The organism is Petrotoga mobilis SJ95, from assembly GCF_000018605.1.
Lineage (GTDB): Bacteria > Thermotogota > Thermotogae > Petrotogales > Petrotogaceae > Petrotoga > Petrotoga mobilis.
In genome coordinates, this window is the sequence record NC_010003.1 from 216,354 (window position 1) to 243,139 (window position 26,786).

Annotated in this window: 19 protein-coding genes and 2 pseudogenes; 9 read left to right on the top strand and 12 right to left on the bottom strand. The window is 34.5% G+C overall.

The genetic code is table 11. The annotated features are described in order from the left end of the window. The first annotated feature begins 78 nt into the window (after nucleotides 1-78). The 8 genes from PMOB_RS01100 (at nucleotide 79) to PMOB_RS01135 (ending at nucleotide 9,017) form a co-directional block, all read left to right on the top strand. Entirely contained in the window at nucleotides 79-723 is a 645-nt protein-coding gene (locus PMOB_RS01100; protein WP_012208066.1) for an ABC transporter ATP-binding protein, read from the top strand. Then, on the top strand, nucleotides 707-1,498 hold the full coding sequence (locus PMOB_RS01105) for an ABC transporter permease (protein WP_012208067.1): 792 nt from the start codon (nucleotides 707-709) through the stop codon (nucleotides 1,496-1,498). Before PMOB_RS01100 ends, PMOB_RS01105 begins: the two co-directional genes overlap by 17 nt. Nucleotides 1,499-1,551: 53 nt before the next feature. Then, nucleotides 1,552-2,700: an MFS transporter gene (locus PMOB_RS01110; RefSeq protein ID WP_012208068.1), complete on the top strand. Its 1,149-nt coding sequence runs from the start codon at nucleotides 1,552-1,554 to the stop codon at nucleotides 2,698-2,700. A 71-nt stretch (nucleotides 2,701-2,771) separates the two neighbouring features. Continuing rightward, entirely contained in the window at nucleotides 2,772-3,050 is a 279-nt protein-coding gene (locus PMOB_RS01115; protein ID WP_012208069.1) for a PadR family transcriptional regulator, read from the top strand. A gap of 112 nt (nucleotides 3,051-3,162) precedes the next feature. Continuing rightward, a complete protein-coding gene (locus PMOB_RS01120; protein ID WP_012208070.1) occupies nucleotides 3,163-4,413 on the top strand; it encodes a glutamate-5-semialdehyde dehydrogenase in 1,251 nt (416 codons plus the stop codon). 1 nt (nucleotide 4,414) lies between these two features. Further along, complete coding sequence (gene proC, locus PMOB_RS01125; RefSeq protein ID WP_012208071.1) at nucleotides 4,415-5,239, top strand: pyrroline-5-carboxylate reductase; 825 nt, start codon at nucleotides 4,415-4,417, stop codon at nucleotides 5,237-5,239. Next, nucleotides 5,232-6,527 (top strand): adenylosuccinate lyase, encoded by a 1,296-nt coding sequence (purB, locus tag PMOB_RS01130; RefSeq protein WP_041534192.1) that lies wholly within the window; start codon nucleotides 5,232-5,234, stop codon nucleotides 6,525-6,527. The genes proC and purB overlap by 8 nt, the downstream gene beginning before the upstream one ends. A 117-nt stretch (nucleotides 6,528-6,644) precedes the next feature. After that, nucleotides 6,645-9,017, top strand: coding sequence for a Lon protease family protein (locus PMOB_RS01135; RefSeq protein WP_012208073.1), 2,373 nt, complete (start codon nucleotides 6,645-6,647; stop codon nucleotides 9,015-9,017). Nucleotides 9,018-9,066: 49 nt separating this feature from the next. On the opposite strand, the gene PMOB_RS01140 is transcribed toward PMOB_RS01135, so the two are convergent. Further along, on the bottom strand, nucleotides 9,067-10,566 hold the full coding sequence (locus tag PMOB_RS01140; protein WP_012208074.1) for a carboxypeptidase M32: 1,500 nt from the start codon (nucleotides 10,564-10,566) through the stop codon (nucleotides 9,067-9,069). Nucleotides 10,567-10,800: 234 nt separating this feature from the next. Between PMOB_RS01140 and lnt the strand changes: the two genes are divergently transcribed. Then, on the top strand, nucleotides 10,801-12,276 hold the full coding sequence (lnt, locus tag PMOB_RS01145) for an apolipoprotein N-acyltransferase (RefSeq protein ID WP_012208075.1): 1,476 nt from the start codon (nucleotides 10,801-10,803) through the stop codon (nucleotides 12,274-12,276). A gap of 2 nt (nucleotides 12,277-12,278) precedes the next feature. On the opposite strand, the gene PMOB_RS01150 is transcribed toward lnt, so the two are convergent. The 11 genes and pseudogenes from PMOB_RS01150 to PMOB_RS01185 all read right to left on the bottom strand — a co-directional run bounded on the left by PMOB_RS01150 (nucleotide 12,279) and on the right by PMOB_RS01185 (nucleotide 26,670). Then, nucleotides 12,279-13,265 (bottom strand): 2-hydroxyacid dehydrogenase, encoded by a 987-nt coding sequence (locus PMOB_RS01150; protein WP_012208076.1) that lies wholly within the window; start codon nucleotides 13,263-13,265, stop codon nucleotides 12,279-12,281. A 131-nt stretch (nucleotides 13,266-13,396) separates the two neighbouring features. Further along, nucleotides 13,397-14,869: a xylulokinase gene (gene xylB / locus PMOB_RS01155; RefSeq protein WP_012208077.1), complete on the bottom strand. Its 1,473-nt coding sequence runs from the start codon at nucleotides 14,867-14,869 to the stop codon at nucleotides 13,397-13,399. A gap of 15 nt (nucleotides 14,870-14,884) precedes the next feature. Further along, entirely contained in the window at nucleotides 14,885-16,081 is a 1,197-nt protein-coding gene (locus tag PMOB_RS01160; protein ID WP_012208078.1) for an ROK family transcriptional regulator, read from the bottom strand. A 24-nt stretch (nucleotides 16,082-16,105) separates the two neighbouring features. Further along, on the bottom strand, nucleotides 16,106-17,422 hold the full coding sequence (xylA, locus tag PMOB_RS01165) for a xylose isomerase (RefSeq protein WP_012208079.1): 1,317 nt from the start codon (nucleotides 17,420-17,422) through the stop codon (nucleotides 16,106-16,108). Between the two features lie 33 nt (nucleotides 17,423-17,455). Continuing rightward, nucleotides 17,456-17,719 (bottom strand): annotated as a pseudogene (locus PMOB_RS10370) (ABC transporter permease subunit); the annotation flags it as partial. Nucleotides 17,720-18,011: 292 nt separating this feature from the next. Next, entirely contained in the window at nucleotides 18,012-20,015 is a 2,004-nt protein-coding gene (locus tag PMOB_RS10110; protein WP_012208080.1) for a methyl-accepting chemotaxis protein, read from the bottom strand. 44 nt (nucleotides 20,016-20,059) lie between these two features. Continuing rightward, nucleotides 20,060-22,393, bottom strand: coding sequence for a glycoside hydrolase family 3 N-terminal domain-containing protein (locus tag PMOB_RS01175; RefSeq protein WP_012208081.1), 2,334 nt, complete (start codon nucleotides 22,391-22,393; stop codon nucleotides 20,060-20,062). Between the two features lie 43 nt (nucleotides 22,394-22,436). Beyond that, nucleotides 22,437-22,553, bottom strand: a complete 117-nt coding sequence (locus PMOB_RS11095; RefSeq protein WP_121875388.1) for a hypothetical protein — start codon at nucleotides 22,551-22,553, stop codon at nucleotides 22,437-22,439. After that, a pseudogene (locus PMOB_RS11100) lies at nucleotides 22,529-22,975 on the bottom strand (alpha-glucuronidase); the annotation flags it as partial. The gene PMOB_RS11095 and the pseudogene PMOB_RS11100, both read right to left, overlap by 25 nt. Continuing rightward, on the bottom strand, nucleotides 22,929-23,498 hold the full coding sequence (locus tag PMOB_RS01180) for an alpha-glucuronidase family glycosyl hydrolase (RefSeq protein WP_041534003.1): 570 nt from the start codon (nucleotides 23,496-23,498) through the stop codon (nucleotides 22,929-22,931). The pseudogene PMOB_RS11100 and the gene PMOB_RS01180, both read right to left, overlap by 47 nt. Before the next feature lie 46 nt (nucleotides 23,499-23,544). Continuing rightward, nucleotides 23,545-26,670, bottom strand: a complete 3,126-nt coding sequence (locus PMOB_RS01185; protein WP_012208082.1) for an endo-1,4-beta-xylanase — start codon at nucleotides 26,668-26,670, stop codon at nucleotides 23,545-23,547. Nucleotides 26,671-26,786 lie beyond the last annotated feature (116 nt).

Below are 26,786 nucleotides of genomic sequence, written 5' to 3' on the forward strand. Positions count from 1 at the left end.
ATTGACAATTTGAAAAAAAGAGTTATAATTACAATATCGATTTCCGATATCGACATTAGATATAAGGAGGGAATAATTTTGATCGAATTTAAAAATGTTTCAAAAAAATTCCAAGATAAGTACGTTCTAAGAAATTTTAATCTCAAGGTTCAAGAAGGGAGTAAAACTCTTATCTTTGGAAAATCCGGAATTGGAAAAACCACTATTTTTAGATTACTTTTAGGATTCATTAAACCAGATGAAGGACAATTACTATACAAAAATGAAGAGTTGAATGGTAAAAATGTATGGGATTTAAGAAGAGATGCTGTGTACATCGGGCAGGAATTAGATATTTCTGATGGAACCGTAAGAGAAATAATTCGTACTATATTGAATTATAAAATAAATCTCAAAGTACCTTTTGAAGAATCAAAATTAATAAAATTATTTGATTTTTTTGAACTACCAGCAAATATTTTAGATAAAGACTTCCAATCTCTTTCAGGTGGAGAAAAACAAAGAGTTTTGATATCTATTTTTACACTTTTAAACAAAAAATTATACTTACTAGATGAGATTACCTCTTCTCTGGATAGAGAAATGAAAAATAAAGTCATAGAATATTTACTATCAAAAAAAGAGTGGACTTTGATTGCAATATCTCATGATCAGGAATGGTTAAATAAAGAAGGTTTGAATATAATAGAAATGGGAGGGAATAATAATGGAACCTACAACTGATATTTCTTTATTTTCACTTGCAATGGCGTATTTGTTAATATTTTTCCCCATTATCTTGAGTTATATTTTTAATTTAAAAATTACCCGAGATACTTTAATTTCAACATTCAGAATGAGCATTCAGCTTTTCATCATGTCTTTAATTTTAGTATATCTTTTCCAATTTGATTATACATGGTTGAATATAGGCTGGTTATTTTTTATGATTTCTTTTGCTGTATTTCGAGTTATTGGTAGCAGCGGTTTAAATTTCAAAAGGTTCGTTTGGCCAGTATTTTTTGCCCTTGGTATTTCTAATTTTATTGTACTCTTTTACTTCGATTTTATAATTTTAAGATTGGATGATATTTTCACCGCAAGATATTTCGTTGTCCTAGGTGGAATGCTCTTAGGTAACGCTTTAACAGGAGATATTATTGGAATTAGTAATTTTTATAAAGATATAGAAAGAAATAAACAACGATATTTTTTTGCTTTGGGAAATGGGGCTACCGTTTATGAAGCCACACTTCCATATTTAAGGAACGCATTAATATCTGCCCTTAGACCAACCATAGCAAGTATGGCTACAGTTGGAATCGTGTATCTGCCTGGAATGATGACAGGTCAGATTTTGGGAGGTGCATCTCCACAAACAGCTATAAAATACCAAATTGCCATATATGTAGCTATTTTAACATCGGTTTCTCTTTCTGTAACCTTAACGATATTATTCACAATGAAAAGTAGCTTCGATGAGTATGGGATACTTCGCCAAGATATCTTTAAAAAATAAGCAAAGGAAGGTGTTCTAAAACGAAAAAAACAGCTATTGGTTTTATAGTTGCTATGGGAATTGTGAGTTTATTCGCAGACATCACACATGAAGGAGCAAGAAGTTTAATCGGTCCTTATTTAGGTTTATTAGGAGCAAGTGCTACAGCGGTGGGAATCATTTCAGGTTTAGGTGAGTTCATAGGTTATGGTTTAAGGTTGTTAACGGGTTATTTAAGCGATAAAACTCATAGATATTGGCTTTTCACATTTTTAGGTTATGGAATGGATCTATTTGCTGTTCCTTTATTGGCTCTTGCCGGAAGATGGGAAATAGCAGCCATGCTAATAATTATGGAAAGAACAGGAAAAGCTATAAGAAAGCCTTCGAAAGATACCCTTATGTCTTATGCAGCACGAAATGTGGGAAGTGGTAAAGGATTTGCCATAGCAGAGGTCCTTGATCAAATTGGAGCTGTCTCAGGACCTGTTATTTTAAGTTTGATTCTATTATTCAAGTCGGGGGATGAGTTAGCAAATTACCGATTCGCATTTGCAATATTATTGATACCTGCATTGATTACTTTAATCTTGTTGTTGATTAGTAGATTGAACTTTCCACAACCCGAGAAGTTTGAAGTGAAAGAGGAGAAAATCAACTTTGAGGGAATATCAAAATCGTACTGGTTGTATTTAGTAGCCATTTCCCTGATTGCTGCAGGTTTTGCGGATTTCCCTTTGTTGGCGTTCCATTTTCAAAGAATTGATATTTTCAATTCAACTATGATACCTTTTATGTATGCGATAGCTATGGGCGTGGATGCTATTTCTGCATTGATCTTCGGCTTCCTTTACGATAAAGTCGGAGTTACAAGTCTTATAATTGCCTCCAGCCTCTCAATATTCTTTTCACCCTTTTCATTTTTATCTGAATCTTCACTGTTAGTGATTTTAGGTGTTATTTTGTGGGGAATCGGAATGGGTGCCCAGGAATCCATTTTAAAATCTGTAGTAGCCGATATCGTCACCCCTGAGAAAAGAGGAACAGCATATGGTTTTTTTAACGCTATCTTTGGCCTTTTTTGGTTCATAGGTAGTGCAGTTATGGGAATCTTGTACGATCGCGCAATCGTGAGTTTGGTTGTCTTTTCCATGATAGTAGAAAGTGCAGCCGTTTTCACTCTTTTTCTGCTTAAATCTAAGCTTGGCAACCCTCTAAATTAAAAAGAAAGGGGGAAATAATCATAAAAGAATCAAAAGATTATATTGAAAAGAATAAATATTTAAATAAAATCTTGAATGGTTTGATTCAAATACATATATTGCACCATTCACAAAAAGCTCCAATCTATGGAAGCTGGATGATTTATGAATTAAAAAGGCATGGGTACAATATTAGCCCAGGTACTTTGTATCCTTTATTACACAAGATGGAAAAAGAAAATCTTCTCACTAAAAGAACTGAAATAGTAGAAGGTAAAAAAAGAATATACTACTCTATTACAAGCCAAGGAGAAAACCTATTAAAGGAATTAAAAGCAAAAGTAAAAGAACTATTTCATGAAATAATATAATTATATAAAAAAGGTGAGATTTGCCTTTACTTTCACATTCAAAAAGTTATGATATAATTAAAAAACATAGAAAAAAGAACGGGGAAAAGATCGACAGAGGGAGGGTATAATAGTGAATTTACAGGAATATGTCTTAAATAAGGCAAAAAAGGCTAAAGATACTTCAAGAAAATTTAGCTCCTCTTCCGAAACAGATAAGATCAGAATTCTTAACTATATTTCGGAAGAGCTAATGGCCAATAAAAACTATATAATATCAGAAAACCAAAAGGATGTCGAATCGGCTAAAAACACTGGGATGTCAAGCAGTCTTTTAGATAGATTGTTACTGAACCAGGAAAGAATCACCAAAATGGCTGAAGGTGTCCAAAAAGTCGCACAACTTCAAAGTAGTGTGGGCAACATCTCTCAGATGTGGAAAAGACCAAACGGCTTGATGATTGGAAAGATGGTAGTTCCTTTAGGGGTAATCGCCATTATATATGAAAGCAGACCAAATGTAACAGTAGATGCAGCTGCTTTATGTATAAAATCTGGTAATTGTGTGGTATTAAGAGGTGGTTCTGAAGCGATTCATTCTAACAATGCCTTAGTAAAAATTATCCACCAAGCTATTGAAAGAGCTGGTTTCTCAAAGGATATAGTGCAGTTCATTGAGATTACAGATAGGAAAGCCGTTGATGAATTGATGAAACTGTACGAATACATCGATGTTTTGATACCTCGAGGCGGACCATCTTTAATTAAAAATACCGTTGAAAATTCTATGATCCCTGTTATACAAACGGGGGCTGGAAACTGTCACGTTTATGTTGATAGACAAGCAGATCTCGAAAAGGCACTAAAAATCGTTGAAAACGCTAAAATAAGCAGACCATCAGTATGTAACGCCGCAGAAAAATTGTTGGTTCACAAAGATATAGCGGAAGAGTTTCTACCAAAAATATATACACTCTTTGAAAAGAAAGTAGAATTAAGAGGTTGTGAAAAAACCTTGAAAATAATACCTCAAATGAAAGCGGCACAAGAAGAAGACTGGTCAACTGAATATTTAGATTACATAATGGCAGTAAAAATTGTTGATAGCACTGAAGAAGCGATAAACCATATAAACAAGTACAGCACAAAACATTCTGAAGCCATTATAACCGAAAATTATACGATCGCTCAAAAATTTCTAAACGAAATAGACTCTGCTGCGGTTTATGTCAATGCTTCTACGAGATTTACCGATGGTGAAGAGTTCGGTTTTGGTGCAGAAATGGGAATAAGTACACAAAAATTACATGTTCGAGGACCGATTGGAATCAACGAATTAACGACCACCAAATATATTATCTTGGGAAACGGGCAGGTTAGATAGTATGAATGAAAAACTGTGTGTAATAGGATTGGGAAAAATGGGGAGCACGTTAGTAAAAGGTCTAATCCAAACAAAAACACTTAAAAGAGAACAAATAATCGGAACAGATCTCTTTGAATACGATTCTGAAAAAAATTCTAATTACTCCGACATAAAAACTATCTCGGATAACGCAAAAGCGGTGAAAGAATCCGACATCGTTCTTTTAGCTGTGAAACCACAAGTAATAGACAAAGTATTGGAAGAAATAAGTTCTTCTTGTGAAAACAAGATAGTTATATCAATAGCTGCAGGAGTAAGTCTGCGCCATTTGGATAAAGCTTTACCAACTTCATCAAAGATAATAAGAGCTATGCCCAACACCCCTATTTTAGTAGGTGAAGGTGTTATTGCTATTAGCAAAAAGAAGAACGTTGACGAAAATGACTTGAAAAGGGTTAAGGAGATTTTGGAAAGCGTTGGAAAGGTATATTTGGTTGAAGAGGATATAATGGATGCGATAACGGCTTTAAGCGGGAGCGGACCAGCATATGTCTATATGATGATAGAGGCTTTATCCGACGGCGGTGTCCTGATGGGTTTACCTAGAGAGCTTTCCACTGAATTTGCCGCAAGAACATTACTTGGCGCTGCAAGGATGGTTTTAGAAACGGGAAAACATCCTGGAGAGTTGAAAGATATGGTTACTTCCCCAGGAGGCACAGCAATTAAAGGAATAGAAGTTTTAGAATCTCATGGTTTACGAGGTATCCTTATGGACGCAGTAAAAGAAGCAACTATAAGGTCAAAAGAACTTAATTCACAAAGGGGTGTGGATGTTGATTGAAAGGTACTCTCTTTCTCCAATTAAAGACATTTGGACTTTAGATGCCCAGTATAAAAGATGGCTTGAAGTAGAAATAGCTGTAATAGAAGCCTTTGAAGAACTTAACCTTGCTCCCAAAGGCACATCCCAAAACATTCGACAAAAAGCAAAATTAGACGTTCAAAAAATATTAGACACAGAAAAAATAGTGGATCATGACGTGATAGCCTTTATAAAAGTGGTAACTGAAGACATGGGAGATGAGGCAAGATACTTTCACAAGGGTTTAACATCATCAGATGTTGTCGATACAGCTTTATCCTTAGCTATAAAAAGAGCAGAAGAGATTATTCTTGATGAGCTAACTCAATACATAGCTAACCTCAAAAAATTAGCTGTGGATCATAAGTATACTATTATAGTTGGAAGAACCCATGGGGTACACGCTGAGCCAACATCTTTTGGATTAAAAATTTTAGGATTTGTTGCGGAAGAAGAAAGAAACAAAGAAAGATTAGAAAAGGCTATAGATAACATTTCCCAAGGAAAACTCAGCGGGGCGGTTGGAAATTATGCTAACATAGAACCAAAAGTAGAGGAAATCGCTTTGAAAAAACTCAATCTCAGACCTTGTAAAGTATCTACTCAAGTTTTACCAAGGGATCTTCACGCTGAATTTTTCAGTGTTTTAGCTATGATAGGAAGCAGTATAGAAAGACTTGCCATAGAAATCAGGCACCTTCAAAAAACAGAGGTCCTGGAAGTAGAAGAACCTTTTAAAAAAGAGCAACGGGGCTCTTCAGCGATGCCACATAAGAAAAACCCCATATTGTGCGAAAGGTTGACCGGGATGTCAAGAATGCTAAGATCTTATCTATCTTCTGCTTATGAGAATATCTCCTTATGGCACGAAAGAGATATTTCTCATTCGTCTGTAGAAAGGGTGTTTATACCGGATGCAACCATGCTTACTTACTATATGTTGAATAAAGCAAATTACTTAGTTGAAAACTTAGTGGTTCACAAAGATAGAATGAAAGAAAACATAGAAAAATCGTATAATTTAATTTATTCTCAACGGGTATTGCTGAAGTTAGTTGAATTAGGGGTAAGTAGAGAGGAAGCTTATAAAATAGTTCAAGAAAACGCTATGAAAGCTTGGAATGAAAGGCGTGATTTTAAAGCAATTTTATTGGAAGATAATAGAGTAAAGGCAAAATTATCAGATAAAGAAGCATTTGAAGATATATTCTCACCTGATTATTATCTAAAAAATATAAATGAAATTTATGAAAGGTTTGAACTTTAGTAGAGGGCTGCAGGCCCATTCCTTAGAAGGGTGGGGAGCGGGGCGAAGGGGCCGCTATTAAACAAGTTTTTAGAATTTTTAACAACGGTAAAAGTGCAAATAATGGAGGCGTAGATAATGAAACTAACTTTAAGTGATTTTGAAATTAAAATCCCAGATATCAAAATCGATAACACTTCAGAAATAAAAATTGGTTCTTATCAAGATTACACCATACAAACGGATGCTTGTGAAATTTTACAATTTGCCTTGGAAAGCAGCAACGATTCAAACAATGTTTTCTTAGTTGGTCCAAATCGTAGTGGTAGAAGAGGTATGACTCGAAAGATAATCGAAAGAATATCGTTAACTCAAAAAGCTCCTCAAGATCTTATGTATGTTTTTAATTTTAAGGAAGAAAAGAAACCCAAGTTGTTGAAACTGCCCGCCGGAGAAGCCAAAAATTTCAAATCTGAATTGCAATCTATTATTAATTCCTCTGTACAAGTTTTAAATAAAACGATGCAGACAGAAGAATTTCAACAAAGGTTAAGTTCGTTAGAAAAAGAATACAACGAGCAGAGGGAAAAATTGTGGTCAGATCTGAGAAAACAGGCTCAAGCTCTTGGTTTTATACTTGAGGCTTCTGAAAAAGGTATAGTGAGCGTTCCAGTGTACGATGGCAAAAAAATAAGCACCTCTGAGTTTGAAAATCTTCCGGAAGAGATAAAAGAGTATTTTCGAAAAAATTCCGAGAAGTTGCGAGAATTAATTGAAAAAACAATGGTAAAGATCACGGAGATGGATAAAGAATACTGGGAGGAAGTTAAAAACTTACGACGTTACTGGGCAGCTTTTAGCTTAGCTAAGCTTTTCGAACCCCTTGAAAAGAAATATCTCAAATATTCTGATGTTTTTGAATACCTTCAAAACTTGAAAGAGGACATAGCTTCTCACCTATCCCAATTAACTTCCGAAAATCAAAATCTAATAACTTATCTTAAAGAAAAAAGATACAATGTCAACATTATAGTGGATAATTCTTATCTACAAGGTGCACCTGTGATAGAAGAAGACAATCCCACTTTTTCAAATTTAGTTGGTAGAATAGAGTATTATTCCCAAATGGGACTCCTTCAAACGGATTTTACAATGATAAAATCTGGAGCTTTTCACAGGGCAAACGGTGGTTATCTAATAATGGAAGCAGAAAAAGTTTTAAGAAAACCTTACGCGTGGGAGGTAATTAAAAGGTTTTTATCGGAGAAAGAAGTAAAAATTGAAAATATTCAAACCGCTGAAGGCTATTCGAGTGTTGAAAGTTTGGAACCAGAACCTTTATCTTTAACCGTTAAAGTGATTCTCATAGGAGAAGAATGGGTGTACAATTTATTAAGAGTTTACGATAGCGAATTCGAAAAACTTTTTCCCATAAAATCACAATTTGACTATGAGGCAGAGTTAAGCAACGAGAATTTAAATAAATTTTTAGCTTTCTTAAGCAACACAGTGGAAGAAAACGATATCTCACACTTTACAAAAGATGCGATTGAAGAGATTATCAAGTACAGTTGTAGGATGAATGGAAACAACAAAAGGTTCTCCTTAAGATTGGGGGAAATTAAGAATCTACTAATAGACTCTTTCAACATTTCACGGAAAAATGGATCAAGCCCATACATAACCGCCAAAGATATAAAAGATACTACAAAGTTTAGAGAAAAAATGTTTTCCTTTCATAAGAAAAAATTATTTAATGCGATAAAAGAACAAAAGATTGACATAAGAACTGAAGGCTCTGAAGTCGGACAAATAAATGGATTGACTGTTTTGGATACAGGAGATTTCACCTTTGGGCATCCCGTCAAAATAACAGCAAAAAGTTACAGATCCTCTTCTGAAAAAATCATAAACATACACAGGGATATCGATTTAAGCGGGAAAATATACAAAAAATCCTCATTGATCATAGAAAACTATTTCAAACATAAATTTTCTTCTTTCATAGAAACAGGTTTCGGTGTATCTTTAAATTTTGAACAAGTTTATTCTATCATCGAAGGAGACAGCGCTACAATAGCAGAAACGCTGGCTTTAATGTCTTCCATAGCTAACATTCCATTGAAACAAAATATTGCCATCACCGGATCTATGAATCAAAACGGAGAAGTTTTGCCAGTTGGAGGAATAATCGAAAAAATTGAAGGATTTTACGACGCCTGTAAAAATCTCAATTTTACTGGAGATCAAGGGGTGATTATTCCAAGTAAAAATATCGATAATATCGTATTGAAAGACGAAATAAATGAAGATATACAAAATGGAAAGTTCCATATTTGGGCTATTGATAATATAGATGAAGGGATCGAACTAATGACAGATTACAAAGCAGGGACACCAAATGAAAACGGTGAATACGAAGAAGGCACATTTTATTACTATGTAAGTGAAAACCTCAAGAAATTATCAAAAGAGGAGAAAAAAGAAAAAGACGAAAAAGATAACAAATAGCTGTGATTAATTTTAAAATCCCCCATCGTATATAGATGGGGGATTTTAATTATAAACCATAAATTGCAGAAAACTTTTCTTTTATATACTCTACAAAATATTTGGGATTAAGAGTTTCACCTGTAACCTTTTTCAAAAGTTCTTCTGGTTCGTACATTTTACCGTACTTATGGACATTCTCAACCATCCAGTTCAAAACTTCTTTTGAATCTCCTTTTTCTATTTGAGATGGATAATCTTTTAGATCTTTTTTCAATTTTGAGAACAATTGAGCACTGTAAAGATTACCCAACATATATGAAGGAAAATAACCAAATTGTCCATTTGACCAATGAACATCTTGCAAAACACCTACTGCGTCGTTTGGCGGCACAATACCTAAATATTCTTTCATTTTATCGTTCCATACCGTTGGAAGTTCATTTACTTTTATTCTATCGTTTATCAGTGCTTCTTCGATTTCAAATCTCAGCATAATATGAAAGTTGTAAGTTACTTCATCTGCCTCAGTTCTGATGAAATCTTTTTTAACTATATTAACACCTTTATACAGCTCATCACTACTTATTCCTTCAAAAGATGGGAAAATATCTTTTAACTTTTTAGAAAAGAAAACCCAAAAATGAGGCCCTCTTCCTATAATATTTTCCCAAAATCTTGATTGGGATTCATGCACAGCCATAGAAGCACCTTCATCCAAAGGAGTCTCTGAAAATTCCTCAGGGATATGAAGTTCGTATAAAGCATGTCCACCTTCGTGCATAGTTGAAAATAAAGAATATCTCAAATCTTTGTTGTTGTATCTTGTTGTAATTCTTACGTCTTTTGGACCAATTTTTGTTGTGAAAGGATGAGCAGACATGTCCATACGTCCAGAATCGAAATCGAAATTCATAAATTTTAACGCTTCCAGGGATAACTCTTTTTGCTTATTTACGTCGAAATCTCCTTCAAAGAAATCGTATCTTGGTTCTTTTCCCTTTTCTAAAAGCTCTTTCAGAAAAGGTAGTAGATACTCTTTTAAATAATTTATTGTACCTTTCACCGTTTCTGTTTTCATTCCAGGTTCGAATAAGTCTAAAAGAGCATCGTATCTATTTTTTTCATATCCCAAAGCCTCTGCTTGCTCTTTTTCTAAAGATACGACTTCTTGCAAATAAGGCTCAAATAAAGAAAAGTTATTTTCCTCCCTGGCTTTTTTCCAAAAATGACCTGCTTTTGAAGTCGTTTCGGCTAATTTTCTGACAAGCTGTGGAGGTAACTTTTTAAACTTATCGAAATCTTTCTTGGTTACTCTTACCATTGCTTGATCAATTTCACTCAATTCATCATAATTTTCCTTCTTTGAAAAATAATCCAAAAATTCACCCATCTGATCAGAAACAGACATTCTAAAAAGTGCCTCCATAAGTTCTCCCAAAGCTTTAGAACGATACTCAAAAGCATTGTTGGGAGCGTTAGTTTCTAAATCCCAGTGCATGAGTGCGATAGCCTGACTGTATCTTGAAATCTTGGCTTGAAACTCTTTAAATTCTTCCAATTTAGACATCTTTTTACCCCCTCTTACATAAATTTTTTCACTCTTTAGATATTCTAAAACTTGTTATAGCGCCCCTTTGCCCCGCTCCCCACCCTTAAGGATAAAGGAGTAACACAAATTTTGTTAGTTATCCTTATTATATCAGATTTCTTGAACTATCACAAAGTTTGCTGTATAATATTGTAACGACAACATAATTATACAAGAAACAAGATTTTCAAAATATAATCCATGGGGGTATATATGAAATATCTACTTACTTTAATTTCAGGTGTTTTAACCGGTTTGGCTATGCCGGGTAATTTATTTTCTTTTTTCATCTGGTTTTCATTGGTTTTCTTTCTTAGAAACATAGCCAGATCAAAAACTCATTATGAAAGATTACTTCATACGATAATATATTCCTCTTCCATGCTTGTAACTACTCTTTGGTGGCTGCTTCCTACTTTGTCTAAAAATATACCCCAAATTTTAAAAAATTATTCTTCAATAGTAGGTTTTTTTGGATACGTTGGAATGATAATACTTTTAATGATACCTTACCTCATCATTTGGCTGTTATCAGAACTTTACCATCGAAAAGATAGGCAATACAATTATCTTTCTTTGGTTTTTTTCTATTCTTTTGCCTACACTGTTGCGGAAATTTTGAGGGGTTTTGGAGATTTGGCTTTTATGGGAGGAAATTTATCCTACGCCCTTTACGATCATACAGGGATAATACAAATTGCCTCAATTATAGGGTCTTTTGGTCTAACTTTTATCATAGTTTTTGTCAATGCCCTGATTGCTTTCGATAATTCACGTGATAAGGTATTTAAAATTCTTGCTATATTTACTACTATATACATTTCTAACTTTGCTATAGTGAGGTATCTACCTCCCATTAATGGCACAAACGATTCCATAAAAGTTGGAGCCGTTCAAACGAATGTTCCTCAAGAGATAAAATACTCCTCAAATCCAATACAAGATTATTCAACTTTTTCTAAGAATATCGAAGAATTTAAAAATAGGGATGTGGATGTAGTAGTTTTTCCAGAATCAACTTTTCTTGAAGACATCTCAAAATCAGAAATAGAAAGTCAAATGGTAAGAGACATTCAAAACTTATACAAACCTGTAATATTAGGACACCCAAGGATAGGAAACGATAACCATTTTAACTCTGCCTGGGTATATAACCCACATGGGAGTATTGAGGGTATCTACGATAAGGTTAAATTAACACCATTTGCCGAATTTTTACCGTATGAAACTATATTTGGAAACTTTGATGTTTTTAGATTATTAAACTATTATACCCCTGGGGAAGATTACCTAACCTTTTCATTGAACGAAACTGATATTGGAGTACAAATATGTTTTGAAACCTATTTCCCGGAAGTCGCAATTAATCAAGCTAAGAATGGAGCAAATTTATTGATTGCAATATCTAACGACGGTTGGTTTAATTCGAAAACAGGCCTGTTTCAACACTTCAGTCAGGGCGTTTTTAGAGCAGTAGAAACGAGAAGAGATTTCATCCAGGTTTCAAATACAGGCTTAACCGGCTCAATCGACAAATATGGAAGAATTACCAACATATTTGAATCCAAAGAAGAAAAAACGGGAATCTTTTTTGTCAATCCAAACGATAACATCTCTTTTTATTCTAAGGCTTCAGATATATTAAAAATCTTATTTTTTATCGGAGCTCTTCTGCTTGCAATTCTTTAAATTCAGTATCCAAATTCTAAATCAATTAAGTCTTTTGCCGTACCATCTTTTAGAAAACTTTTTATATTTTCTACAGTTTCATCGATACTGTACTTTGTAGCTTCAGTGTTATAGCCTCCAACATGTGGAGACAAAACAACGTTATCAAAGGTATGAATCGGATAATTAGCTGGCAAGATCGATGGCTTTTCTTTGGAAGGATAATTGTACCAAACATCTATAGCGGCTCCAGCTAATTTTTTAGATTTCAAAGCCTCGTATAGTGCCTTTTGATCTATAACATCACCTCTTCCAACATTTATTATGTATTTGCCAGTCATCTTATTAAACACCTTTTCGTCGATAAGACCTTTTGTATATTTCGTCAAGGGCAAAGTTACGAATACAATTTCACTTTTTTCTATTACATAATCTAAATTGGAACTAATCTCATCCACATTTTCAATATCTATATTTGCGTTTCTTTTATAACCAACAATTTTACAGTCAAAGGTTTTAAGCATTTGTGCAAGATTTTTTCCTATATTGCCTAATCCCAATATTGCACAACTTTTGTTCTGAATAGATACCCATGAATCTTTAACGCTTTCTCCGGCACTAAATCCATGCCAAATTCCTTCTTTTAAATCGTTATGATAAGGTACAATTTTTCCAAGAAGAGCTAAAGCAAGAGTAAAAGCCCTTTCTGCAACTATTCTAGCATTACCATGACTATTTGCAACGCTAATGCCTTTTTCTTTAAGTATTTCTAAAGGTAATTGGTTCACTCCAGCATAGGGAACAAAAATTATTTTCAAATTCTTTGATTTTCCCAAGACGTTCTCGTCCAAGTCTCCACCAAACACTATTGCATCTGCAACTTCCATTGCATCTTTAATATTGCTGATTTCATCACTATCTAAAAATTCATCGTTGGGAAATAATTTCTTCAATTCACTAATTTTTTCTCTCCAATACGAGTTTAACTTGTTCATAAACAATACTTTCAATTTTTTCAATGCCCCCTCGAAGTGATTAGTTTTTAAGGAAACTGTTTAATGATCCATACTAATTATATCACAAAAAAAGTCGGAATTAAATTAACAATTTTAAAAGCGGCTTTAGCCGCTCTTTTTATATATCATTTTTGAATTTTTGCCAACTCTTCGAAATTTCCCTTCAACGATTTATACAAATTCTTGTAAGCCTCATAATAATCATCGTAAATCTTGATATCTTGATAATTAGGTTCAATAATTTCTTTGAATTTTACCCATTTTAAAACATCTTCAAGCTGTTGGCCATCTCCTACTGCAGCCAACATAGCCGCTCCATAAGCACCACCTTCATCAATCTTTGGCATTTTAACGGGCATTTTGAAGTTTGTTGCAACTATCTTTGCCCAACTTTTATTTTTAGCTCCTCCCCCCACTATCCTCATATCTTTTATTTCAGTTTTTTCTTTTATAAGTTCAAAGGAATCCCTCAGGCCGAAGGTTATACCTTCCATTGTTGCTCTTAGTATGTCGTTTTCAGTATTCAAAGAAGAAATTCCAAAGAAAACACCTCTTGCGTTAGGGTCTCTATGTGGGGTTCTTTCTCCGTTTAAGTAAGGAAGAAAAATAATACCATTTGAACCTGGTACTGATTGGTTTATTCTTTTTTCTATTTCTGTCCAATCTGAACTGTGAAAAAATCGATTCTTTACCCAATTTAGAGAATGAGCGGCTGAAAGCATTACCCCCATGTAGTAATATTTATCTTGTATTACACTGTTAAAGTAATGTATTTTTCCCGATAAGTCAGGTTCTTTTTTATCAGTGAGGGTTAAAACAGTGCCTGAAGTTCCGATACTAACCATCGACTCTCCTGCTTTTGATATACCTATTCCAAATGCAGCTGATGCATTATCTGCTCCCCCAGAAACAACCTTTGTGTTCTTCCATCCCAATTCTTTTTGTAAACTTTCTTTTACTTCCCCTCGAATCCCATAAGAAGGATACAATTCAGGCATTATATCCATATTAATACCAAAAGTTTCCAAAATCTCTTCATCCCAATAATTTGTTTTTACATTAAAACACGCCGTTCCAGACGCATCCGAGTAATCTATACCAATGGTTCCTGTTAACTTAAAAACTACATAATCCTTAGGTAGAAGAATCTTCTTTATTTTTTTAAAATTCTCTTTTTCATTTTCTTTTAACCACAGTATTTTGGGGAAAGTGAAACCTTCTAAAAAGGGATTGCCTATTTTGGAGATAACCTTTTCTTCGCCACCAAAAGCTTCTGTAGCTTCTTTGCACTGTGGGGTCGTCCTTTGATCACACCAAAGGATTGCAGGCCTAATAGGCTCATTATTTTCATCCAAAACCACCAAGCTATGCATTTGTCCGGAAAACCCTATTACATCTATTTGATGCGTTCTAGACACTTTTTTTAATATTTCGTATACACCAATCCACCAATCTTCAGGCTCTTGTTCAGCCCATGCCGGTTTGGGAACTTTCATATCTAATTCATAGGAATAACTATCCAATAATTCTCCTTCTTCAGATACTACTAAACCCTTCAATCCAGTTGTCCCAACGTCAATTCCTAAGTACTTATGCAAACTGATCACCTCATTCTAAATTACCGCTTTTTCTGCAAAATCATCCATTACCCTTAAATTTGCTCCTGTTAGACATGCTGTATCTATATCAAAAACAGGCCTCATAGGCTTTTTGAAAGATTTTAATGCTGGTTTCAGAGCCCGCGTCCTTATAATATTTTCAATCTCTGTGAAATACTCATCCGGAAAAAGATACCCATACCCCCCAAAAATTACAAACTCAGGATTTAAGATATTTATTAAATTAACCGTTCCTACTCCCAAATAATACAACATCTGTTTAATTATTTCATTGGCGTTTCCTTCCTTCTTCTCTGCTTTTAAAAGAAGATTTCTGAATTTTTCTTCGTAATTGTTGCCTTCCAATCGCCCATTGCTGTATTCGTATATCTTAGAAACGGTATCAATTGAAGCAAACGTCTCCCAACATCCTTGATTATTACAAAAACATTTTCTCCCATCTTCATCGATACTCATGTGACCAAACTCACCTGCTGTGTAATTAGGCCCTAAATGAATTTGACCGTCTATAAGCAAAGCTCCTCCTATCCCCTGAGATATGAAAACATAGACTCCGTTGTTTAGGTTGGCAATATTCTTGTTAAAATACATCTCTGCTTGTAGAGCTAACTTTGCCTCATTTGCAGCGAAAATTGGTTTGTCACATTTGGGTAGTTCCTTTAAAAGAGCTGCTTTAAGATCGATCTCACTCCAATTAAAATGAGGTACGTATTCGATAATCAAGTTTTTCCTATCGATCATTCCTGGAAAAGAAAAAGAAAGGCCTACTATATTATTCCCATTAGCATTTTCATATATTCTTTTTATCTCAACAGCTAATTTACCAATAAAAACATTAAAATTTTTTGGGGTTTCAAATTCAACAATCTTATTTATTGAATTATTCATATATCCAAGACCTACGACTGTTTTTTCAACTCCAACCTTAACGATAATGGAAGCAGCAACGCCTTTCGCTGCTTCCAGTTTTATAGGTTTCCTTCCAACCCTTTTAGAAGATTTTCTATCTCCTTCTTCTATTAAGTTTTTAGAAATCAAATCATATGTAATCTTTGTCACCGTACTTTTATCTAAACCTGTAAGCTTAGAAATCTCATTTCTGGAGATGCCAGAATAATATCTGATTAAATTGAAAACCATTAATTTGTTTGAGTATCCCATTCTTTCTGCATTGATTTTCTTTATCTTCAAAACAAAGGCCTCCCAATTTGTCGTCTATTCGTAGATGTATAGATTCAATAAGTTTTCCAAATATTCTTGTCTTCCCGATTTTGGTACTCCCACTTTTTTATCTAGTACATACTCTTCGAGTTCTTTGAAATTAGTTCGTCCATCCACTATCTTTTTACCCATTCCCTCATTAAAAGTATTATACCTTTTTTCTACAAAGTCTTCCAAAACTTTGTCTTCTAAAATCTTGTTGGCTAATATCAATCCTAACGCAAACGCATCCATTCCTGCTATATGTGCGTAGAACAGATCAATATTTTCGTAAGAAGGCCTTCTGACATGTGAGTCAAAGTTCAAACCACCTGGAGCTATCCCACCATTTTTAAGTATTTCATACATTGCCAAAACGTTTTCAAATACGTTTGTTGGGAATTGGTCTGTATCCCATCCTAACAATAGATCACCCATATTAGCATCAACGCTGCCCAATATATTATTTATTCGTGCATACCTTAATTCATGCTGAAAAGTATGACCAGCAAGAGTGGCATGATTTGCTTCTATATTGAACTTGAAATACTTATCAAGATCGTATTTTTGCAAAAATGCATAAGAGCTTGCAACATCAAAATCATATTGATGTTTTGTGGGCTCTTTTGGTTTGGGTTCTATCAAAAATTGGCCATCAAAACCAATTTCTTTGGCGTAATCTACAGCCATGTGCATAAAATTAGCCAAATTGTTCAATTCCAACTCCATATTGGTGTTTAAAAGGGTTTCATATCCTTCTCTTCCACCCCAGAAAACGTAATTTTCACCATTTAATTCCTTAGTTATTTCAAGTGCTTTTTTTACCTGTGCAGCGGCATATGCATACACATCCGCATCACAAGATGTAGCCGCACCCTGCATAAACCTTGGATGAGTGAAAAGATTTGCTGTTCCCCAAAGAAGCTTTATACCCGTTTCTTTCATTCTCTCCTTTATTCTTTCTACTACTTTATCTAATAACTTATTGGTTTCTCTCAATGTCTCTTGTTCATCAACCAAGTCTCTATCATGGGTACAAAAATATTTAACACCCAATTTGCTCATGAACTCAAATGCTGCATCACATCTTGCGTAAGCTTTATCTAAAGGATCCGAAAATTTGTTCCATTCTCTGTTGGCACTTTCGACCCCGAACATGTCCCTTCCTTCTGCGGTGAAAGTGTGCCAGTAAGCCACAGAAAATCTCAAGTGTTCTTCCATAGTTTTATTACCAATTTTTCTCTCGGGATCATAATAGTGAAAAGCTAATGGATCCTTTGATTCCTTACCTACATACTCAACTTTTTTAATATCTTTGAAGTATTCTGCCATTTTAAGACCTCCTATATGTTATTTTGCAAATAGTTATGCCTCTTTCTTTTTATTTGCAACATCAAACCATACCGCAAATATTAATACTAACCCTTTTATTATAGACTGCCAAAACACAGGGACATTCATAAGACTCATTCCATTGCCTAAACTTGCCATAACAAGCGCTCCAATTACTGCACCAACAACAGTACCAATTCCACCCATTAAGCTTGTACCACCTATAACACACGCAGCTATTGTATCTAACTCCGCTCCTTCTCGGGCCGGAACAGAAGCTGCATTAAGTCGCGAAGTAAAAAAATACCTCCAAGAATTAAGCTCTGCCATCATTACGAGAATAACATCGATAATTTATTTATTTTTTTACCATTAGTACTAATGGTAAAAACCACATATAACTATGTTCATTTTAAAATATTTTATTTGATATTGTCAACCATTAATTTATCCAATCAACTAATATTAGGAACAATCACTTTTCAACCTTTTCGCTTTATTTGTTAACATTAAGGGGTTAACCCCTTAAAATCCCCAAATCCAATATCTTTGTTCAATTAAAAATCTTTTTGCACAAAGCTGCAAAATTTTATATCTTAAAACTTCCAACCAATCCTTTTAACTCTGTGGCTAATTCACTCAACTCTTTCGCTTCTTCGTTTATCCCTATCCCTTGTTTTACTTGTTCGTCTATTACACTTCTTGACCTTTCTAGTTGTTCACTTATTTCTGTTACCGCTTTCGCTACCCTGTCCATCGCTGTGCTCATCTCTTGCGCACTTGCACTTTGTTCCTCTGCACTTGCCGTCATGTTTTCTATCCCTTGGTCCATCCTTTCTATCCTTTCTTTTATACGATTGAAACTTTTCTGTACATTCTCCATCTTTTCGTTTATTTCTCCTATCGTTCCTACTACCTTGTTCGTCGATTCGTTTACTTTGTTCGTTCCTTGCGTTATGTTGGTTAGTATTTCGGATATTTCATCCGTTGCATTCCTTGATTCTTCCGCTAACTTCCTTATCTCATCCGCTACAACTGCAAATCCTCTTCCTGCTTCCCCTGCCCTTGCCGCTTCTATCGCTGCGTTTAGTGCCAACAGGTTCGTTTGCTCCGTTATCGAGTTTATCGTTTCTACTATACTTTGTACGTTCTTGGCGTTGCTTGCGAGTGTTTCTACTTCTTTTTGACTTTCTTTCGTCCTTTCTACCGCTTCTTTCACAGCTTGACTTATGCTTTCTATCGTTTTGCTTCCTTCTTCTGCAGCTTTACTTGTTTCATCTGCTTCTTCACTTAGTCTTTGTGCGTCTTGGGATACACCTTGTGCAGCCCTTGCTACTTCGTCTACACCTGAGGTCACTTCTTCTACGTTTCCTGCCGTTTCTTCCGTACTTGTTTGTATCTTGTCCATCTGGTTTTTGAGTTCTTCTGAGTTCTTCCTGCTTTCTTGTGATGAGCGCGTTAGACTTTCTGATGCGTTTTCTACTTTGTCCGATGCCTGTTTTATTGACCCCATGGATCTTCTTAATTCTTTACTCATTTCTGATAGGGCGTTTGCCATCTGACCTATCTCGTCTTTGCTTTTACTTTCAAAGTTTACCGTTAGGTCTCCTTCTTTGAATTGGTTTATCTTGTTTTTGAAGTCTAACAGTGGTTTCGTTATACTCCTTATTAGATAGATGACCATGATTATCGATACTACGAAAGCTACTACGGTTAGGATGGCTGTCAAGGTTATTGCTTGATTGTTTTCTTCTATGAGTGATGGACCTAACGTGTCTTGTTGGACCTTTAATTCATTTCTTTGTTCTTCTAATAGGTTAAGTATCTCTACCCTTGCTTGTTCCATCTGCCCGATTATGGGTTGTTGGGATTCTATCGCTGTGACTATTTGATCAAAGGTGCTTTTGAACTGTTCGACCATGTCTTTCATCTCGTTGAACAGTTCAGTTAATTCGTCTGATACTAATCCTTGCTCTAAAATGGCTATTTGTGATTCTAACTCATCAAAAGCATTCATGACACTGTTTTTGTCACCTACTGATTTAGAAGAAAAATAAACAGAAGCAAGCTCTTTTATACTATCTACTATTTCTAACGAGCTATCAGCGTAAAAAACGAGGGTTGAAATGTTATTTTCTTGGGCTAAGGTTTTAAAGTCAGTAATACTTTGGCGTAATTCATTGGATATATCTTTAAAATCTTGATTTACGAGCCTATTTTTTCCTTCATTCAATTGAACAATTTGATTAAAGCTGTTTTCATAGTCGCCTATCTTTGTGATTATGTTTTGTACTAGTGTAGAATCGGTAGTTTCATCTGTAAAGAAGCTTTGAACTGTATCGATATTCTGAATAATAATTTCTCTTGTTTGTTCATCATAGTTGATCACATAATCTTTGAAGGCTAAAGCAGCTTCAAAAAAGGTGTTTTCTATTTCAGAGATTTGATTCGTTTCATCAGCTAAATCTCTATAACTACCCAAACCATCGTTGGACCTTATCAAAGAAAAGATATTGAAAAATACCGCTGCCCCAAATAAAATAAAAATTATAACGATAATTAAAGTTATCCTTCCCCTTATGCTTTTAAACAAGGTAATCCACCTCGATTTTTATATTAAATTCCGCAAAAGAAGCTTTAATTTTCTTCCAGAATCACATCGCTAAAAAACTTCTTGTTTTGAGGCAAAATTCGAATATCTTCATTAATGTAGAACTTTCCAGTTAACCTTATATCTTCAGAAGAGGATCCCACCATAACTTTAAAATAACCTTTTTCAACTAAAAATTCCATTTTTTCATTATATAGCGCTAAAGTCTCTATTGGGAGATTAAAAATGATTCTTTTCTTTTCTGAAGGTTTAAGTGTAACCCTTTGAAAACCCTTTAATTCTTTTACAGGTCTAGTTACACTGGCTACTTCATCATTCATATACAGCTGAACAATTTCGTCACCCGTTTCTTCACCTATGTTTTTAACATCCATGCTTATTTTCACAATTCTATCGTTATTTTCAATTTGAAGATTCCCATATTCAAATTGCGTATAACTGAGGCCATGACCAAAAGGATATAGTGGTTTGGCAGGTGAATCTGTATAATCTCCCCACCATTGACTCCTTCCTCCAGAAGGCTTGTGATTATAATAAACTGGAATTTGCCCCACATGACGCGGAAAAGATATAGGTAATTTCCCTGAAGGGGATTCATCACCCAAAATAATATCTGCCAGAGCATTGCCACCTTCTTCACCAGGTAACCAAGCTTCAAATATTGCAGAAACATTTTTTGACACCCAGTCTAACGAATATGGCCTTCCGTTTACAAGAACAACAATTACAGGTGTTCCAGTATTTATAACAGATTTTAGTAAATCAAGTTGTACGCCTGGTAAAATCAACGTAGAACTATCACGAGATTCACCAGTTGTGCAATCCAATGTTAACCCGGATTTATCACCTAAAACTAGAAGGGCAACATCAGAGTTTTCAGCAAGTTCAACCGCTTCTTTAATCATTTCTTTGTTGTCATCATTTATTTCACAACCTTTTGCGTAAGAGGTTTCTACATTTAATTTTTCTAATTTTTCTTTCAAACTTTCATATATGGTTTTTATTGGCAATTCACTTTCGGAAAAAGTAATTCCCTCCATTGCAGAAGTACCAAAAGCTCCTTGTTTTAAGGTTTCTAAGTGTGTTAAATAAGTATAATCCCCTGTTAAATTTCTAGCGCTGTTTGCATTCGGCCCAATTACTGCAACTTTTTTTATTTTTGAATTCTTTTTCAAAGGTACTATTCCGTCATTTTTCAATAGAACAATTGATTTTTTAGCAATTTCATATGCAAGTTTTCTATCCTCAGGTGTATCCAAATTATCTGGAACTTTTTCCAAATCGACATAAGGATTTTCAAATAATCCCATCTCAAACTTTAATCGCAAAATATTTCTAACAGATTTATCAATAAATGCTTCGGAAAACTCTCCATTCTCTATCGCATTCTTTAATGGTTCTTTATAACAATCAAAAGAGGGAAGTTCAACATCGATCCCAGCTTTTAACGCTTTTATGGCCGCTTCTTCTTTATTTAACGCTATTTTATGATATTCCATCAATGAATTGATTGCAAAGTAATCGGAAACAACAATACCATCAAAACCCCATTCCTCTCGCAAAATCCTTCTCAACAAAGTTTCAGAGGCTCCACAAGGTATACCATCAATCTCATGATAAGCATTCATAACAGATTTAACTTTTCCTTCCTTAATAGCAGCTTCAAAAGGAAAGAGAAAGGTTTCTTTTAGTTCCCTTTCTGGGATATGAGCTGGCGCCCAATTCATCCCACCTTCAGAAACCCCATAACCCACAAAATGCTTTAAAGTAGCTACTATTCCATTCTTCAAATCATCAGATTGTAATCCTTTAACATATGCAACTCCCATCTTTGCTATCAAATATGGATCTTCTCCAAAAGTTTCCTCAGTTCTCCCCCATCTAGGATCTCTAGTTACATCAACAACCGGAGATAATCCCTGATGTATTCCAAGGGCTTTCATTTGATTTCTTATACTTGTTGTCATTCGCTCTATCAATGGAGGTTCCCACGTACTTGCCGCACCAATCATCTGAGGGAAAATGGTCGCACCTCTCGTCATGTAACCACTCAAACACTCTTCATGCATAAAAGCGGGAATCCCCAATCTTGTTTCAGTGAGAAGAAATTTTTGAATTTTATTTGCTAACTCGGCTGTTTTTTTTGGAGAGAATCCTGTAGCCCCTCCTGGACGAGTTATTTGACCAATTCCTTCTTTCAATAAATTTTGAGCTTTTTCAAAAGAGAAATTACCATTATCAAGAAGTTCGTAGCTCCAAAAAGAACCAAGTTGGGCTATTTTTTCATCCAAAGTCATTTGTTCTAAAAGGTCTTCAATACGTTCTTCTATAGGTTTATCCGGATTTTTGTAAACTTGCATAAAAACTTCCCCCTTGTAAAGTATTTTATCGTTTTTGTTTTTTTCAGTATATTTTTCTCCCTTTTTCATCATAGATCATTGTTTTTCTATAAAAGTATGAATTTATAACATCTCTCCATTCTTTAGCACTTTCCTTCCTACTCCTAAAGGCGCTGTATATTTCTCATATATATTCCATGACTTTAACATAATTTCTGATAAATTATTTAAAACAGTTTCATTATTTCCGAAAGTACATTTTATCCATTCTTCTATAATTTTCTTGCCAGTCAAGGAAGGATCCCAAGCAAGGCGACCAAATCCGTACAAATTTGCTTGTGCTAAAGTATGGCCAGTCCAGTTAATTTCATCCCCTATATTTGATATTCCGGCTATTCCAAAATTCTGTGAATTAAATACAGAACCAGAAACGATCTTTGCTACTGAGGTCCCCTCACCAAATAAGAAAGTATCAAAGTCTTTAACTTCTTTCCATTGGGGAACAAGATAACAAAGATGTTTTTGTTGTCCAGTGTATTCTCGAGTAATCTGAAATTCAAGTATTTGATTTGTTTTTTGGACCCCCGCAAATAAAGGATTTACCTGCGTATCCTCTTTCTATGGTTCCCTCCAAATTATCCCAGTGATTAATAATTCTAAGAGGAACATAAGGGTTTTCTAATAGCTTTAGCTGATCTAAAGTTTTTCCCATTTGTATGTTTTGAATTAATTTGTAGGTACCGTATAGCAAACCTCTATCAGATTTCGCTGCTATTAAAATAAATTTTTTTGTAGAATTTTCTACTTTTTTGATCAAAAAGCCTTCTTCATTTAATGATGTGTATTCTTCTTCTTTTATTGTGTTATTGAAAAATGAACCACCCTCTAATTCCGAAATTATTGTAAAAGTACGTTTAATAGGTTTGTTAGTTATGATGGCTTCTATATTAAAAAATTTCTTTATACTATAATAAAGTTCATTTTTAATAGAATCGATTATATATCCATCGATACTTATTACAATATTTTTAAAATATTCTTTATATTGATCATATAAACTTGGAGTTTCTAATCTTTGGTAATTCAACCAACATTGATAATCTACATCATTTGAATATGGAAACATTTAAACTTCCTCCTAACCACCAAGAATAAAAAGTACAAATTTTTACTTATTTTTCTAAAATAATATTCCCAAAGTTTACAGTGCTCTGATAATTATTCCCAGTTGGGTCATTCCAAGTGGTTATACCTACTCTACTTCCAGTTGCACCTGCATCATTGACTTGAACATCAAATCCAACGACTTCTCCTCCACTTGGGGAAATAAATTTCCAAGAAATTGCTGCTTCTACTATATAACCATTTTCTACAATCTTTGTAGCAGTTTTAAAATTGGCTGCAGAGCCTCCCGTACCAAATGAAGGGGTATTTACGTAATTGACTCTGTACTGTGCATCATCATTTTCGTAAAAACCTGTTTTATTATTATTTTCATCTATGAATATTTCTAATGAATCCTGCTCCCAAGCGTTTGTATTTTCTTTATTAAGAACCGGATCTTCAACAATAGCCAATACATACAAAGCATTTTCATCCCAAAGTACTCGAAAGCTGGCTTTTGCGTTATTTGAGCTACTCGATACAATAGTTTCGGTGATATATTCTTCGTTTTGAGACCAAACCTCATCTATTTCTGCATCTATAACCGGTGTACCGTATTTTGCTGTTCCTACGGATGCACCTTCCAAGGTTAATACTCCATAATTTATTGTTTGCGATTTCTGTTGATTTGTATTATCACTCCAACTATATATGTTCTCTCCGTCTATTACTGCTATGTCAAATCCAATTTTCTGCTCTTTTTCTAATTTTTTCGGAAGATTTATGGAACATTCAAAAGAATACTTTTTATAGCCTGGACTAACGAAATATTCAACTTCCACATCTTCTTTATTTTTCTCAACAGTCCAATCTGGATGAATGATTACCCATCTATCATCTTCTTGTAGGTAAGGTGTCTTGGCATTACTAGGATCAATGAATATCGCCACTCCATCTTCTTCATCACTTGTTTCATTAAAGACTTCACCATAAATAAACAATTTGTTTTCATCCCATATTATTCTGGCATTAAGTTTTTCTTTTCCATTTTCATCATTTATAAATATTGGTTTTGAAAACAAATAATCGTCATCTAACATACCATATGGAATAGCGGTACCTTGAGAGATTGCATTGGATTTTGGAACAATTGGCAAAACAGCTGGTTCTACAATTCCCCAATATGCATATTTCGATTGATAATCTTTATCAAACAAAAGCGGCCAATCATTTCTGGTTTGATTTTTCCAAGAATAGTCGTCTTTAAGACCCCAGAAAGTTACACTGGTTATAACATCATCGTATTTTTTGAGGATATCAAAAAGTTCTTGGTATTTGTACCCTTGCTCAACTAAGGCTTCGTATGGTGGAGACATGTAATTGGATCCTTGATCTGTATAAATACTCATATCAATTTCAGTTATTTGAATTTCTATACCAGGAATAGAACTAAATAACTTAATAGCCTCTTCAACCTGTCTGAGATCCGTTCCAATTCCAATATGCATTTGCATTCCAATCCCATCAATTGGAACTCCTTTTGCTTTTAATTCCTTTACCATGTTGTATATATAATCTCTCTTTTCTGGCTCGTAAGTATTGTAATCGTTATAGAAAAGCTTAGCGTTTGGATCGGCTTCATGAGCGAATTTGAATGCATACTCAATATACTCTGGGCCCATGATTTCATACCAAAGAGACCTTCTATAACCATCTGGTTGATTGGGATCAATGGCTTCATTGACAACATCCCACGCGTATACTTCTCCCTTGAAATGTCCGACAACGTCGTGTATATAAGTTTCCATTCTTGAAAGAAGCTCGTCCTTTGAAATTAAATTTCCATCTTCGTCTTTAAAGAACCACTCAGGTGTTTGATTGTGCCAGACTAAAGTATGTCCGCGAACTTTTATCCCTTTTTCTTTAGCATATTCAATATACTCATCGGCAACTGAAAAATCATAACTTCCTAACTCCATTAAAATACTTTCTGGCTTCATTTCGTTTTCAGCGGTAATAGAGTTAAAGTGCTTTTCGACCATCTTCATTTCAAGAGGATTAACTAGAACTTTGTAAGGAATAGCAACTCCTATATCAAAATTGTCTTTATATTTATCTTTTAAAGCCATAATTTCCCATTCAGGTTCATAGAGAGGAATCGATTTATCTATTATTGAAAAATCATCCAAATAAAATGAGAGCGTAGGATTCGGTGATTCAATATAAAAGATCAACTCTTCCACTACTGCTCCAGATTTAACGGTATAAGAACCTGTCAATTGTGTCCATGTATCCGAAGGAACCTTTTTTTGCCATAAGATCGTGTCGTAGTTAGTATTAGCGTCAGAAGCGTATTTTCTTTGCATTGTGAGAGTGATTAATTGATCTTCCCCCGTATCTTGATATACATATATTTCAAAATCATAACTGGTTCCAGGTTTTAAGGTTTTTGCAAGATTTATTTGTGCGCCATTCCAATTGCTTTTTCTTCCCTCAACAGCTAAAGAATATTTCCCACTATAGGATACTTCATTAGATAGCGAAATAGAGACTTCATCTCCTCTTGGTTCCCAACTATGCTGTTCGTCTTCAAAACTTGTCTTAGAGATCACTCCTGCTCTTTCAACTTTGTTAGTTCCCAGAATCTGAAAGTTGTCTATATAGTATGTGAAGTTACTTTCCAAAGGAGTTACTATTCTCAGGGAAAATTTTTCAACAGGTTCATTAAAACTAAATTTGAACTCTTCATTTATCTCCTTCCAATAATTTGGCATCACAACCTTCTCTGCGATTGTTTCAAAGCGCTCCCCTTTACTATCTTTTATATAGGCTACTATCCTAAATAATTGAGGATCAGGAGAAGTTTGATAAATACGAGTAGTAATTTGGAAATTAGCTGAATTAAAAATTTGCCAATCTTTTGTTAGATCAATTTCTGCTCCTTCCCATCCTGAGGTTCTATTCTCTATCTTTAAGGATTTTTGAGCTTCGTAGGAAAATTCATCTACTACTGTAATCGAAACTGCTTCTCCAACTTTTTCAATTTGAACCGGTTCTTCGAAGTTCAAAACCATCTCATAATCTCCTGGATTTATAAATCCATTTAGACTATTTGTCTCACTTGATCCTCCCAATAGAATAGCAGCCAGTAAACCAATACCTAACAATGATGCTACAAATAATAAATCCTTCATTTTACCACTCCTCCTTTCCACAAAAATAGTCCTGCCTGAGATATTCCAAAACATACTTTAACCTAACCGTTACCTTATGAATCCCTTTTAAAATCAAAATCTTAATTTCACTATGA